The 14,847-nt window shown below is 58.8% G+C and carries 11 protein-coding genes; 4 read left to right on the top strand and 7 right to left on the bottom strand.

All coding sequences use genetic code 11. From position 1 onward, the window contains the following. Window positions 1-271 precede the first annotated feature (271 nt). The 3 genes from DXD94_RS05310 to DXD94_RS05300 all read left to right on the top strand — a co-directional run bounded on the left by DXD94_RS05310 (window position 272) and on the right by DXD94_RS05300 (window position 3,387). A complete protein-coding gene (locus tag DXD94_RS05310) occupies window positions 272-1,303 on the top strand; it encodes a 3-deoxy-7-phosphoheptulonate synthase (RefSeq protein ID WP_117763448.1) in 1,032 nt (343 codons plus the stop codon). A 483-nt stretch (window positions 1,304-1,786) separates the two neighbouring features. Further along, on the top strand, window positions 1,787-2,437 hold the full coding sequence (locus tag DXD94_RS05305) for a GNAT family N-acetyltransferase (RefSeq protein WP_117735732.1): 651 nt from the start codon (window positions 1,787-1,789) through the stop codon (window positions 2,435-2,437). A 758-nt stretch (window positions 2,438-3,195) separates the two neighbouring features. Next, entirely contained in the window at window positions 3,196-3,387 is a 192-nt protein-coding gene (locus tag DXD94_RS05300; RefSeq protein ID WP_117743244.1) for a hypothetical protein, read from the top strand. Between the two features lie 36 nt (window positions 3,388-3,423). On the opposite strand, the gene DXD94_RS05295 is transcribed toward DXD94_RS05300, so the two are convergent. The 6 genes from DXD94_RS05295 to DXD94_RS05265 form a co-directional block, all read right to left on the bottom strand. Then, a complete protein-coding gene (locus DXD94_RS05295) occupies window positions 3,424-4,833 on the bottom strand; it encodes an APC family permease (RefSeq protein WP_117763447.1) in 1,410 nt (469 codons plus the stop codon). Next, entirely contained in the window at window positions 4,823-5,005 is a 183-nt protein-coding gene (locus tag DXD94_RS05290; protein WP_117735735.1) for a hypothetical protein, read from the bottom strand. Before DXD94_RS05290 ends, DXD94_RS05295 begins: the two co-directional genes overlap by 11 nt. 466 nt (window positions 5,006-5,471) lie before the next feature. Continuing rightward, window positions 5,472-6,677: an agmatine deiminase family protein gene (locus DXD94_RS05280; RefSeq protein WP_117763446.1), complete on the bottom strand. Its 1,206-nt coding sequence runs from the start codon at window positions 6,675-6,677 to the stop codon at window positions 5,472-5,474. Window positions 6,678-7,045: 368 nt separating this feature from the next. Beyond that, window positions 7,046-8,485, bottom strand: coding sequence for an APC family permease (locus DXD94_RS05275; RefSeq protein WP_117763445.1), 1,440 nt, complete (start codon window positions 8,483-8,485; stop codon window positions 7,046-7,048). 309 nt (window positions 8,486-8,794) lie between these two features. Then, entirely contained in the window at window positions 8,795-11,017 is a 2,223-nt protein-coding gene (locus DXD94_RS05270; RefSeq protein ID WP_117763444.1) for an FtsX-like permease family protein, read from the bottom strand. Further along, the gene (locus tag DXD94_RS05265) at window positions 11,007-11,792 is read right to left on the bottom strand and encodes an ABC transporter ATP-binding protein (protein WP_117735470.1); all 786 of its coding nucleotides are present in this window, start codon (window positions 11,790-11,792) and stop codon (window positions 11,007-11,009) included. The genes DXD94_RS05270 and DXD94_RS05265 overlap by 11 nt, the downstream gene beginning before the upstream one ends. Before the next feature lie 249 nt (window positions 11,793-12,041). Here DXD94_RS05265 and vsr point away from each other — a divergent pair, with 249 nt between their 5' ends. Continuing rightward, a complete protein-coding gene (gene vsr / locus DXD94_RS09805; protein WP_233540323.1) occupies window positions 12,042-13,028 on the top strand; it encodes a DNA mismatch endonuclease Vsr in 987 nt (328 codons plus the stop codon). A 701-nt stretch (window positions 13,029-13,729) separates the two neighbouring features. Here the strand turns inward: vsr and DXD94_RS05245 are convergent. Then, window positions 13,730-14,587, bottom strand: coding sequence for a class II fructose-bisphosphate aldolase (locus DXD94_RS05245; RefSeq protein WP_022095149.1), 858 nt, complete (start codon window positions 14,585-14,587; stop codon window positions 13,730-13,732). Between the last annotated feature and the right edge of the window lie 260 nt (window positions 14,588-14,847).

The following is a 14,847-nucleotide window of genomic DNA, read 5'->3' as shown; positions in this document are numbered from 1 at the left end:
ATAAGGTCGATATGATACTAAGATAGCGACAGTACTCATATTTGCCATTTTTTGTCCACGGGGTATGCCGCAGAAGATCCAACTTGCTCCAGCATGTCGTACGCCGGCCCCCCCTTCCGGCGAGTGCCGACATTTCCCCAGATAAAACCGACCGAAATAAACCTGTCCCTTTTCGGTAGGTTTCGCTTGCACTTTAGCGTGCGACAGCGGATAATGCCGAGCATTCGAGAATTCGCCAATTGTTGCCGTTAATTGATAAAGGAGGCCCCGTATGGCCATGGAATTCAAACGCAGGCTGCCGATCCCCATGGAGATCCGCGAGGAAATGCCGCTTTCCGCCGAGCTTACCGCCAAAAAGCAGGCATTTGACGCCGAGGTCGCCAAGGTCTTTACCGGCGAGGACGCACGCAAGGTGCTCATCATTGGCCCGTGCTCTGCCGATCGCGAGGACTCGGTGCTCGAGTACATGAACCGCCTGGCCAAAACCGCCGAGGAGGTCAAGGACAAGCTCATCATCATCCCGCGTGTTTACACCAACAAGCCGCGCACCAAGGGCACCGGCTACAAGGGCCTGCTGCACAACCCCGACCCCGAGGCGCCCGATGACCTGCTCGAAGGCGTTAAGGCCATCCGCCACATGCACCTGCGTGTCATCGAGGAGACCGGCTTCTTTACCGCCGATGAGATGCTCTACCCGTCGAACTACCAGTACCTCATCGACCTGCTGAGCTATGTCGCCGTGGGTGCGCGCTCGGTTGAGAACCAGGAGCATCGCCTGGTATCGAGCGGCATTTCGGTGCCTGTGGGCATGAAGAACCCCACCGCCGGCTCTACCACCGTAATGCTCAACTCCATTTACGCCGCGCAGGCGCACCAGAGCTTCATCTTCCGTAACTGGGAAGTCGAGTGCGATGGCAACCCGCTCGCACACGCCGTCATGCGTGGCTACATCGGTCTCGACGGTCGCACCTACCCCAACTACCACTACGAGCACCTCGAGCGCTTGGCTGAGCGCTACACCGAGCATGCCGGTTACGCCAACCCGGCGGCGGTCATCGACTGCAACCACGACAACTCAGGTAAGCGCCCGCTGGAGCAGTACCGCATCTGCAAGGAGGTGCTCGACAGCTGCCGCCGCAACGAGTCCATCTCCAAGCTGGTCAAGGGCTTTATGATCGAGTCCTACCTTGAGGACGGCAACCAGCCGGTTGACGGCGGCGTCTTTGGCAAGTCGATTACCGACCCGTGCCTGGGCTGGGAAAAGACCGACTACCTCATCCACGAGATCGCGGAGCGTGTTTAGTTACGCGGGCCGCATTTGGACAATCTGACGTTCAACTTCAAGGGCGCGACCAGAAGGTCAGCGCCCTTTCGTTTCACGTCACCTTGTCTCAAATGCGACCCGCTCGCTCATATGACCCAATCCACTGTCAAGGGCCACAATGGCCCCGCCGACCGCTTGCAATCGGTCGGCGGGGCCTGCCGTTAAACCCGTCCCGGTCCGCCCCCGGCATGTCATCGACGCCTTCGGCTCAGTCTCATATCCGCGGAGATGCGGCAGTTGGGGACGTTCCTTTCCTGCCGGCAGTCTGGGACATTCCTTGGGGTAGTCGTTGGGGACGTTCTTGTTTGACTAGTCGTTTAAGAACGTCCCCAATGACTATCCTCGTGATCCCTTTTCCTCCGCCCCCGAAGGATCGGGGCTCGTCTGCCGAATGGTTGCTGCAGCGGCGGTGCGCCCATGTCACACTCAGAGGTGGCCTGACCCTACCTGGAAGGAGCCTCCGTGAGCCTTGACAACGTAACCCTGCGCGCCGCCACGCTTGATGACCTGACCGGCATCGCCGCCATCTACAACCAGCTGTGGTGCAACACGCTACGCAACCGCGGCGACGTCGAAGCTGCCGATTTCTGCGCGCGCTTCAACATCGCCATGCAGCTGCAGCGCTCCCCTATCGCACTCGTCGCCGAGGCCGAGGGCCGCATTATCGCCGCCTGCTGCATCGGCATCTTCGAGAACGGCAAGCCGCGTACCAACCCCACGTGGGTACCCTGCTACGACGAGATGTTCGCCCAGGCAACCGAGATGGCAAAGACTGCCGACGCCAAGCTCGAGGGCTCGCTCTTTGGCGACAGCCGTGAGAAGGCAACGGCCGACCGCTTTGCCGCCACGGGCAATGAGTATGCCCAGGGCCAGCTCAACCTGATCATCATTGTGCCCGAGTGGCAGGGCAAGGGACTCGGCCGCGCGCTCATCGACCTTGCGCGCGCCGAGCTCGGCAAGACAGGCTGCACCAAATTCTTCCTGATGAGCGACTGCAACTCTGACTGGCAGTTCTACGAGCACCTCAACATGAAGCGCATCCTGGAGGATCACAGCCAAGACACCGGCGACGGCTTTATCGTCTACATGTACGGAGGCGACACGCAGGATTAGCCTGAGTGCCGCCTCATGGCTTTCTCCAAAACAGCCCAAACCAATCAGCCACGCCAAAAGGGACATGCCAAAAAGGGACAGGTTTATTTTGGCAGGTTTTATCTGGGCAAACGCCAACCGCCGCGAGGAAGTTGCCTTCCCTCGCGGCGGTCTTCTAGCAGCCAAAACCAAGTGAGTAGACTTTTTGCAGGAGGCCGAGCACACCCCAAATCGCCACAGCGCTGACCTGCGGTTTTATTGAGCACTTGTCGTGATGTGCTCGGCAGATCCAAAAAAGCCTACTCACTTGGTTTTGAGGCGCTCCAGATAGGCAAAAAAACGCCGCGAAAGGGGTCCGATCCTCTTCGCGGCGGTTGTTCGCGCTGGTTTTGAGGCGGTTTTGCCCGCTTGCTACTCGCTGTAGCGGGCAGCGATGGCAGTTCGCACCATGCCGGCGCTCATAAGGCAGGCCCCCGACGACTACAGCAGCACACGCCATAATCTGACAGTATCATTTGCCATAATCTTGCAGTAGTGTTTTCCATAATCTAATAGTAGCCCAGTTCAGAGGCGTTATTGGATAGTAACCTATAACCGTTTTAGAACGTCCCCGACGACTGCCTGGGAGCGATAACAGGTATTATCTGGTCAAACCCCAAATCCACCACAAAGGTGCCTGTCCCCTTTGTGGTGGTTTGGAGCTCTCCGCGGCGGGATGTTAGACTTGCGGCGTACACATTCGCGCTAAAACACGGGTCGCATGCAGGAAAGGAGATGCCATGGCGCCTATCGCACTGCTCAAAATACTCGTCGCCCCTGCCGCCAAGGCCATCGTCCACCTGAGCGACTCACTTACCTACAATGACGTCCCCTGTGTCGTCGAGGAGCGTTCGGACGGCTGCCCCTACCTGGGCCACGTCCCCTACTTTGCGCCTAAGCTCGTTTCCGATCCCGAGCACCGCGAACAGTAATCCAAGATGCACCAAGCGCTGCGCAACTCGCGGCGCTTACTGTTTTGGTGCAAAGTAACCTGACCCCCGTGCACCAACGCCGGGATTGTCGACGCTTCGGCCGCGGCACGATATGAGGCGCGAAACCTCGCCCAATAACAGGCCAATCACTACGCCCACGAGGATCGGCAACTTTGCCATCTCGGCAGGTGAGCTGTTGAGCGGCACAATCGTAGCGACAATCGAAAGCACAAGCTCCACCACGGGAATCGCAAGTGCCACCGCAAGCACCTTGCCCTCGAAGGGCGCGCGGAACACGCGCGGGCGATCGTCGTATTTGCGCAGGCGCCAAAACGCTGGGAACATCGGGATATAGCTCATGAGCAGAAAGACGACGTTCATCGAGAAGAAGACCCAAAAGACGTCGGAACCCTCACCCAGCGGAATCTGGAGCAGCAGCACCAGGCTGGCAAAACAGCCGTTAATGAGCGCCGAGCCGTTGGGCATGCCGGTCTTTTTGGACACCAACGCAAAGGGACGCGGCATGTTGCCATGGCGCGCGGCATAGCTCGCTACGTTGTTGACGCCAAAGCTCCAGCAGATCATATTGGCGAACAGCGTCACCAAAAAGGCCACGCCCACGACCATCGTCAGCGGGTGGGTGCGCCCCACCATAGCGGCGACTGCGTCCACAATGCCCGAATCGAGTGAAAGCTGCTCGGTGGGAACCGCGGCTCCAATGCCAATGCCGCAAATGATGTAAATTGCCGCAATGGCCACGCCACCGGCAATAACCGCCTTGGGGATATCGCGCGACGGGTTCTTCATCGTGCTGGCAAAAGTCGCGACCACTTCGAAGCCCATAAAGTTGAACAGGATAATCGATAGGTACGTCAACGAATTGGTGTCGCCCAGATCTGGAATGAAGGTCTTAAATGACATGTCGTTGGCAAAGCCGTTATTGCAGGCAAACCAAATGCCGACGATTCCCACCACAGCGGTAATGAGCACCTTGATGACGGCGCCGCCGTCCATGACCCAATCTGCCTCGGCCACCGGCTGCATTGCCATGACCGTGACGCCCCACACAAAGGCAATCTCGATGGCAATTCGGATCCCGAGTGAAAACTCGATACCCCACACCGCATTAATGACACTGGGGAACATGCAGGCGATACTTGCCACCCACAGCGGAAAGTTAACCCAGTAGCACCAAGAGCAACGGGCGCCCCAACGGTCGCCCAGACCCAAGCGAACCCAATCGTACAGGCCGCCCTCGGAATCAAACGCCGTACCCAGCTCGGCCACCACCAGACCATAGGGAAGCAAAAACGTAATGATAAGGAAGATCCACCAGAAGAACTGCACGTTGCCCATGGCAGATGCCGGAGCCGCCGCCTCGATGGTAAACACGACGCAGATAACCGAAAGGATGACCTCGATCAGGGAGAACTTTTTACCTGCCATGGCGCGCGCCCCCTACAGCAAAAAGGATGGCATCTGTACCGAAGGCGCAGCCCAAGGTAGGGTTGCAGGCCGCGTCACCGGTACAGGTGCCATCCCAAAGATAGGAGAGGATGCAGTTGTTGGACCAACGCTCGCGGAACAGACGCGTGTAGATGACGATACGCTGGTACATAGATACTCCGATCAAAACGGCCGCGTTCGCGACCGGGAACTTTCGGCAATTGAAGACGCGTCTGACCTAGGATATCCAAGCGAACAATTGGCCTAACCCGCAAAAATCCCAGGCCAGACGCGTATTCAATCAAAGAAAAAAGGCACTCCGATGTGGAGGCAACGGAGTGCCCAAAGAAAACCCAACCGACCAAGACATCAAGCAGCAGCCCGTCAATGCCCCGAGATGGGATGACACGCCACCTGTCCGATTGATCGACTGGGTTTTCGAGGTGCCCGAGGTCGCCGCGAAAGAGGAGCGAAGCGTACTTTGGTACGCGAGCGACGGTTTGAGCGGCGAGATGGGGTGCCTCGGAAAGCCAGACGTTTACTCGGCGTGCTCAGGTGCGCCAGATTGGCGCGAACGAGGAGCGTAGCGTACTGACGCTACGTAAGCAACGAGTGAACGCCAAGGTGGCGTGCCTGAGTTACGCCGACGGCTCCTGCTGGGTAATGCAGTGGATATTTCCACCACCGAAGACGACCTGCTCGGACTGAACGCCGACGCACTTGTAGACGCCCTCGCCCCAGACCTCGTCGTAGATCTTCTGGAGCGTGTCAACGGCCAGCTGGTCGTTCTCGTCGCCGTACTGCGGGACGATGACGCCGTGGTTGGTGACCAGGTAGTTCATGTAAGAGGCGATCAGCGGCTCGTCGGGGACGCGCGGCTCGGCGTTCTCGTCGGCGTCGATGGTGTCGCAGGAGGCCTGGTCCATGAACAGCGGGTTCACGGGCATGCAGAGCTTGTAGACCTTCATCTTGCGGCCCTTGGCGTCGACGGCGTTGGAGAGGGTCTCGTAGGCGGCGTGGCACTGCTCGTAGAACGGATACTCGGGATCGTCGGTCCAGATGCAGGCCATGACGCCCGGGGCGATGAACGTGGCGACGTCGTCGATGTGGCCGTTGGTCTCCTCGGGGTCGATGCCCTCCTTGACCCAGATGACCTTCTCGACACCCAGGTAGTCCTTGAGGTGCTCGTCCATGTAGACGCGAAGCTCCTCGCTCCAGGGCTCGAACTTCTTGTGGTACTTGGGCCAGATGGACTCGGGATCCTCTTCCTCCTCCAGAACCGCAGAGCAGGTGCGGCCCGGGGAAAGCAGGCACTGGTCGGTCACGACAAGGGTGCCCTCGCCGTCGACGGTGATGGAGCCGCCCTCGAGGATCATGTCATCGGGACGATAGCGGCGGCAGCCGGAGAGCTCGGCCATCTTGAGGGCGATCTGCTCGTCCTTGTCCCACGGGAAATAAAGGCCGTCGACGAGACCGCCGTAGGCGTTGAAGTGCCAGTGGTTGGCACGCTTCTCGCCCTTGCCGTTGATGACGTAGGTGGCGGCGGTATCGCGGAACCAAGCGTCGTCGGTGGTCATCTCGATAACGGTGACGTTCTCGTCATTCTCGAAGACGGCCTTGCAGTTGGCGTAGTCGGCCTGATTGGCGCACATGGTGACCGGGGTGAACTCGGCGATGGCGCGGGCGATGGCGGCATACTGCTTCTGAGCCGGCTTGGCGCCGTGGGCCCAGGTGTCGGTGCGGTGGGGCCAGCCCATCCACACGCGATCCTGCGGGGCAAACTCAGCGGGCATGAAGAAGCCGTCGGCCTTGGGAGTGGACTCGGACTCGGTGATCGTACGCATAAGATTTCCTCCAAATCGAACGATCGCTTGCCGCGGGCGGGTTACCCGCGGCCTAAAACCAAGAGATAGTGGGCGCCCGTCCCCCGGCAAAGGTCGGGGCGCCCGGCGCCGGTTTTCACGGAGTCGCACCGGCGAGCGACGACGTAGCCAAGTGCGTGGAGACAAAACGCACGAAGGATACGGAAGAGAGATTGGGGTGGGCGGTGGTTACCGGAGCTATCGCTCGCACCCGTCCCAGGAAATAGTGAGCAAATTTGTCGCTTTGGGCACGCCCCCGAAGAGGCTGGCGTGCCCGGAGTCGGGAGCGACAGGCCCGACGAAGCGTACTTTGGTACGCGAGGAGGGTTGGAGCCCCGAATCCGGGTGCTCTAGTCCTCCTCGGCCTCGGCGGCCTCCTCAGCGAGACGCTGAGCAGCCAGCTCGGGGGTGAGACCCTTGTACTCGGTCTCGCGGCCCTTGGCGCTGACGACGCGGACGATCTCGCCGATGAGCACGAGCACGATGAAGATAACGATCATCGGGACCTTGTCGCCAATTTCATCGACGGAGAACGGAGCCAGCGTTGCAACGATGGCCAGGATCAGCTCGATGCAGGGGATGGCCAGCATAACCTTCATCATGGCGCCCTTAAACGGGAACGTGAAGATGCGCTCACGGTTCGGGTCGTTCTTACGAAGGTTGAGGAACGCCGGGAACATCGGGATGTAGGTGAGCAGCAGGAAGACGACGGAGGTGCCAAAGAGCATCCAGAAGACACCGTTGGAGATGGCGTCGATGGGAACCAGCTGCAGGCACAACACCAAGGAGGCAACGATAGCGTTGACCAGGTTGGCGCCGTTGGGCATATCGTCGTCAGAGATCATCGAGGCGAAGACCTTGGGCATGTTGCCGTGCTCGGCAGCGTAGCGAGCAACGGAGTTAACGCCGAAGGACCAAGCGGCCATGTTGGCGAACAGGGTGATCAGGAAGGCGATGCAGATGACCTTAAAGATCATGGAGTCGCCCACCATGGTCTGGACTGCGACAATCATGCCATAGTCGGGGTCGATGGAATCGGCCGGCACAGCAGCGCCGATGCCAAAGCCAGCGAACAGGTAGATCACAGCGATGGACAGGCCACCGACGATGATAGCCTTGGGGATATCGCGAGCGGGATCGGCCATGTCGTCGGTCATGGTGCAGATGACCTCGAAGCCCATGAAGTTAAAGATGATGATCGACAGGTAACCGAGAGCGTTGGTGTTGGTGAGCTCGGGCAGGAAGGTGGCAGCGGACATGTCGTTCGCAAAACCGTTCTCCATGGCATACCAAATGCCCAGAGCGCCAACGATAACCGCGACGGCGACCTTGATGATGGCGCCACCGTTAAGGACCCACTCGGAGTCGGACGCCTTGGAGCGGCCCATGAGGTAGACGATCCACACAAAGGCAAGATCGATACCCATCTTGGCGATCAAGTTGAACTCGACGCCAAAGACCATACCCAAAATGTCGGGGAACATGGTAGCCAGCGAGGCAATCCACAGCGGGTAGTTAACCCAGTAGTAGTACGAAATGCGGGCGCCCCACTTGTCGCCCAGGCCATCGCGTACCCAGTCGTAAATGCCACCCTCACCGTCATAGGTAGTGCCGAGCTCGGCAACGACCATGCCGTAAGGGAGCAGGAAGGTCAGAATCAGGAAGATCCACCAGAAGAACTGCTGGTTGCCAATGGCAGCAGCAGGTGCGGCGGCCTCGCAAACGAAGACGACGCAGATGATGGTCGAGATGACCGTCAGGAAGGAAAGCTTTTTCTTTCCGTCGCTCATGATGAGCTCCTTCGCTCAGTCTTGGACAAATCGAGGTCCTTAAGATATTAAGGCAATTGCCGGGCCTCGGTGAGCGGGCGACAGGAGACGAGCATCCGCCGCCCGCAAGCGTGCTTCTACGATGAAGTTACGCGGTTTTACCAAACCGCGTAACGGCTCGACGCTGCAAACGCCCCTAAGCGGCAATCTGACGTTCAATCGTCGGTCGCGTACCGAAGTACGCTTCCCTCCTCTTTCACGTCACCTTGCTCGCTTAGGGGCGTTTTCGCTGACCTATGCTCAACCTACGATAATTCCAAGCTGAACGAGTTACTCGCTGTAGCGGGTGGCGATGGCAGCCTGTACCATGCCGGCGCTCATGAGGTACGTCACCAGGAAGTAGCCACCGTACGCCGCCAGGAAGATCGCGCAGGTGAGGCCCACGGTGCCGCCGATGCTCATATTTCCGAATATGCTCACCAGCTCGATGATCACCTTGAGCGCCACAAAGGAGTGCGCCAAGCCCACTGCCAGCGGGAACAGGAAGAATACCGCTTGCTGCGCCATCACCGAATGGCGAATCTGGCGGTCGTCGCAGCCGATCTGTGCCAGCACACGATAGCTGCGGCTGCCGTCGGCCACGTTGGAGAGTTGCTGGATCGACAGAATCGCCGCGCATGCAACGACCAATACAAAGCCGATGTAGATGGCTAGGTAGCTAATAAGACCGTTCATTTGCGCTGCTTGCGCGTACATCTCGGAGCGTGTGACGAAGATTCCCCACGATCCCGGCTCCTTGCCGTCAACGAGCAGATTGTCGAGCACAGTGTATTTAATACTCTCGTCTGCCTCGGTCGTATCCATCCCCTGTTTGTAGTTAACGAGCAGGCTACTGGAATACGGCTGCAGATTGAGTTGGGACAACAGCTCGTCGGCAACGACGACGGTACCCCCGTTACTGCCCATCGCCGAGTTGGCGATGGCCGCCGTGTCCTCGTCCGACTTATCGGTTGCGGGCTTGAGCGTATGCCCGCCCAAGGTAAGGGCATGGCCGCCAGCCATATACTTGGTGTACAGGTCGACCAGCTCACCGCCCATATCACACGTAAGCAAGTACTGGTCGCGGCCAATGCTCACCGGCTCCTCGCCCATCATCTGGCGCAATTTGTTGTACTGACTTGCCGGCGTCACAGACAGGCCTGTCATGTCGGCGTTGCTGCCCTCGAACGCCTTGGGGAGCTTTTCGCCCATGGTCTTGCACATCTCACTTGGGATCACCGAAGGATTCGAGCCGCCAAGCGGGTAACTCAGATACGAATCGATCTGCACATGTTCACCGGCAACATCGGCGATATTGACCTTCTTGCCGGTCTCGTCGTTGTTGTCCGCCGACTTGTCCTTACGATCGCCGTGCCATGGATCGCCGTGCCATGCGGAGTACAAATCGACCGTACTATCGGCCAGCACCATGCGATCGGCCTCAGACGGATTGACGTACTCTTTGTAGTAGTCGAGCGTATCGGGCGTGTAATAGACATACGTCTGAGACACGTCAACAGGGCTATAGCGCTCCAGGTTTTCGTTCATCACATTGGCAATCGACATACCGCACGTCACCGAGGTAATGGCCAAGAACAAGATCATTGCGATGACGCCCATCGAAAAGCACACCGTATTGACCTTGGCCGAAAGCTGACGCACGGTAAACATATTGAGGCCGCGCCAATACACGCTGCGCAGGCTCTGCAGCAGTTTGATGAGCATGCCCGAAAGACCCCAGAACAGGGCAAAGGTGCCCACCGTAACCATGGCCGTGGTGATACCAAACTGATTCATGGCCTCCTGCAGCTTACCCTCCGTCGCGGTGAGCGGGAACCCATCGCGCAACAGGCGGTAATAGGCCACGCCCACCAGCACCACGCCCACGGCAAAGATGGCAATCGCGATCCAGGGGTTGCGTGTCTTGATGGTCTCGTTGCGACGCTCGGCACCCATAAGCTCGATGAGTTTGGTACGACGCACGGCGCGGAGGTTCAGCAGTAGCGTGAGCACAAACATTACGAGCATACAGGCAAGGGTCAGGTTGAACGCATGCACCGAGAAAAAGAAGTGGAAATTAGCGATCTGCGTCTTAAAGAGCGAGGCGGTAAAGAACGTCATGAGCTGGGAGAGCCCCACACCCAGCATAATGCCAGCGACGAAGGCGCCGACCGAAACGATCACGGTCTCGAGCGCCATGATCGTGGCGACGCGCCCGCGCCCCATGCCGAGCACCTGGTACAGGCCAAACTCCTTTTTGCGGCGTTTCATGATGAAGTTATTGGCGTACACCATCAAAAAGGCCATGACACCGGCCAAAAAGTACGTCAGGTCGCCGAGCATACTGCCCATAACCTGCGCCAAGCCCTCTTCATCAATTCCGGCGATGTCGACCTGCATCGAGATGGTGTTAAAGGCATAGAAGACCGTGACGCCCAGGGTGAGCGTCAAAAGGTAGACGAGGTAGTCGCGGCCGGCGCGGCGGACGTTGCCCCAAGCGAGTTTACAGAGCATCGGAGCCCTCACCGCCCATCATGGCAACGACCTCCATAATGCGGTCGAAGAACTCTCGGCGGTCGGTGTCGCCGCGACGCAGCTCTGTGAAGATCTTGCCGTCGCGGATAAACAACACGCGGCTCGTGTAGCTGGCGGCAAAGCTGTCATGCGTGACCATGAGCACGGTGGCGCGCAGGCGGCGATTGAGGGCCTCCAGGCTCTCGAGCAGCAGGCGGGCGCTCTTGGAGTCGAGGGCGCCGGTGGGCTCGTCGGCCATGATCATGGTGGGGTCGGTGACGAGCGCGCGGCAGGCGGCAACGCGCTGCTGCTGGCCGCCGGACATCTGGTAGGGGTACTTGTCGAGCACTTGGCTGATGGACAGGCGCGCAGCCACATCCTGCACGCGGGTCGAGATCTCCGCCGAGTTCATACGGGCGATGGTGAGCGGCAGGGCGATGTTCTCGCGCGCCGTGAGCGTATCGAGCAGGTTGGAGTCCTGGAAGATAAAGCCAAGCTCCTCGCGGCGGAACTGCGAAAGCTTGGCCTGCTTCATGCGCGTCACGTCCTGGCCGTTAATGCGGATGGTGCCACTCGTGGCGCTATCGATGGTCGACACGCAGTTGAGCAGCGTCGACTTGCCCGAGCCCGAGGCGCCCATGATGCCGACGAATTCGCCACGGTTGACGGTAAAGCTGACGTCGTTGAGCGCGCGGGTCACGTTGCCCAGCGCTCCATATACCTTTTCGAGATGCGCGACCTCCAGTACCGGGGTTGCCGTTTGCGTGGTTTGCATACCGAGTCCTTTCTTGCGATTAGTCTACGGCATCTATAGTCGCAAGGAGCCGAGTCGGCTACCATCGATATGGCTTACGCTTGCCTTACCGTTGCGTAAGGTAAGGGTAGTCTTTTTGGGACGGGGCTTTTTTAGCTGCCCCATCCGAAGCTTTTGAGGCATGAGGGCGCATTTGACATAGGGCAGCTAAAAAAGCCCCGTCCCAAAAAGACTACCCCGTCATGTAATGATGTTGAGAGAGGACTCCTGTTGAAGACTGTTCATGTTGCCGCTGGGATCATTCGCAAGGAAGGATCCGATGAGCTGCTTGCCGTGCAGCGCGGCTATGGCAACATGCAGGGACTTTGGGAGTTTCCCGGTGGCAAGCTCATGCGCGGCGAGTCGCCCGAAGACGCCGTGCGACGCGAACTTATGGAAGAGCTGCAGGTCAAAGTCACCAACCTGCGTGATTTCTATACCGTTGAGTATGACTACCCCGATTTTCATCTCTCCATGGAGTGCTACTACTGCTCGCTCGCCGATGAATCCGATGAGCCTCAGAAGCACGACCGCCAGCTCGATATCCGCTGGATTCCGCGCACCTCGCTTGCCACGGTTGAGTGGATGCCCGCCGACAAAGGGCTTATCGATGCTCTGATTGAGTTGAAGGAAGATCGGCTTGAGGCAAGCTCCGCCGATAACGCCGCGCCCAACACAGCCGATAAACCCGCCACCAAACCCAAGCGCGCACCTAAGCGCCGTAGCAAAAAACGCCCCAAACCAGGTCTGCTCGACGGCATCGATACCTCGGACCTTTCCGCCGACGAGCGCGAACTGGTGCGCCGTCGCGCTGCCATCAAAAAGTCCATGAAGGGCAACAAGCGTGCAAACACCAAACCCGAGCTGCTCGTTCGCCAGCGCCTGCGCGCAGCGGGCCTTACGGGTTATCGCTTGGAATGGAAGGTTCCCGGCAAGCCCGACATCGCCTTCCCCGGCCGCAAGATCGCCATCTTTGTCAACGGTTGCTTTTGGCATCGCTGCCCTAAGTGCAATCCGAGCCAGCCAAAACGCAATGTTGAGTTTTGGGAGGCAAAGTTCCGTCGCAACGTCGAGCGCGACCGCGCTGCCGTGGCAGCACTCACTCAAATGGGCTGGACGTCCATAACCATCTGGGAATGCGATCTCAAAAAAGACCGCATCGACGCCACGATGGAAAAGGTCATCGAGCGGGTGCGCGCCGCAGAGCCGCAGCGCTAGGAACGAGCCGTCCACACACCCCACACAGGCGAGCCACATCCACGTCACAAACCTTAGAAAGCCCTTAAGCCCAAAACCTTTCAAGAGTGTTACTCGATACCTCTGACCTGCGGTTTCATCGTAACGCCAAACCTCATTAAGCCTTTCTTTAGCGCTTCTTTGCGACGGCCGCGGCATAATACTGCCAACGCACGGGACCTAGCAGCATACCCCGAGCGCAATCTATTGGTGGACATCGAGGAGGCCGCATAAGCATGCATTCTTCCAATGACGCAGCACAGCAGCCATCCCTAAAATATGCAAACCTTTTCTCCTTCCCCCCGACACAGAAAGACGGTCTCCTCGACTCCCCCACCACAAAAGCCAAACGCTCAACCAATCAGAATCTCAACTTGCAAGCATCGTTCGAAAAGCTCCAAGCATCCCTAGACAAAACCTTCCCCAACCAAGCCCGGGCATACTAGCCCCCATCAACAAAGTAGCCCTAACGCTCCAATTTTCCGCCCAACGCCACAAGGGCGACGACCTCGAGTAGGTTAACCTGGGAGGGACGAGGGCTTAGCTCCCCAATCTTTCCGCAGGGGGCAAAAAGCCTCGCCGCACGAAGTGCGCAGCGAGGCTTTTTGCATGCCCGAGGACGATTGGGGAGCTAAGCCCTCGTCCCTCCCCGGGATATGTAGCGAGTCGGAGTACCCTTGCTGTTACTCCGCCTTGCCCACAGAGTTGAGGTTGGTCATGCGAATCTTAACCAGCTCGGTGATCTCACGCATGCCCTCCTTGGCCGGCTTCTTAGGATCGAAGCAGGCGGGGTTCTCGGCCATGTAGGCCATGAAGCCCTTGGTGTAGGCCTGACGCAGCTCGGTAGCGTAGTTAACCTTGCAGATGCCGTTCTTCACAGCCTCGGCAACCTGCTCATCGGGCACACCGGAGGTGCCATGCAGAACCAGCGGCACGTCGACGGCGTCGCGGATGGCCTTGACCACGGACTGCTCGATGTGCGGATCGCTCGTGTACACGCCGTGGCTGGTGCCAACACCAATAGCGAGGGAGGTGCAGCCAGTGCGCTCGACGAACTCCTTGGCCTCGGCCGGATCGGTGTAGGGGCTCTCACCCTCAACCGCGGGGCCGTCGTCCTCCTTGCCGCCAACCTTGCCAAGCTCAGCCTCGACGGGCACGCCCATAGCGCGGCCAGCGTCGGCGACGGACTTGGTCAGGGCAATGTTGTCCTCGAAGGACTCGTGCGAACCGTCGATCATGACGGAGGTGTAGCCCGTGCGGAAAGCCTGCATGCAGCGGTCATAGCCATCGCCGTGATCGAGGTGCAGGGCAACGGGCACGGAAGCGCGCTCGGCGGCAGCCTTGACCATGCCGTAGAAGTAGTCCAGACCAGCGGTCTTGATGGTGCCCGGGGTGGTCTGCATGATGACGGGGGACTTGGTCTCCTCGGCAGCAGCCAGAACGGCCATAACAAACTCGAGGTTCTCGACGTTGAACGCGCCGACGGCGTAGTGGCCGGCCTGAGCGTCCTTGAGCATCTTTTCGGTGGTAACAAGTGCCATGAGCGTTTGCTCCTCTCCCTCGCCCGCATCTGGACATCGGGCGTACGTGTCCGCAAGGCGTTTTACCTTGCGTTTTGCTGCCCCCATTGTATGGAAATCGTTCGTGTTACATGTATGAGATATCACCGGCACGCAGGTCAGGACACCCGTTTTTGAAAAGCAAACGGAAGGGATTCGGACCAAATTTCTCTATCCGACACTGAAGTTTTCACGCGAATCGTCTTTCTTTTATAGAAAAGATAAGTAATCAAAAGGTGTTT

Source organism: Collinsella sp. TM10-22, assembly GCF_003466125.1.
In the GTDB taxonomy this organism is placed as follows: Bacteria; Actinomycetota; Coriobacteriia; order Coriobacteriales; family Coriobacteriaceae; genus Collinsella.
The sequence above is the reverse complement of the archived record's forward strand: the minus strand, read 5'-3'. Positions and strand labels throughout refer to the sequence as shown.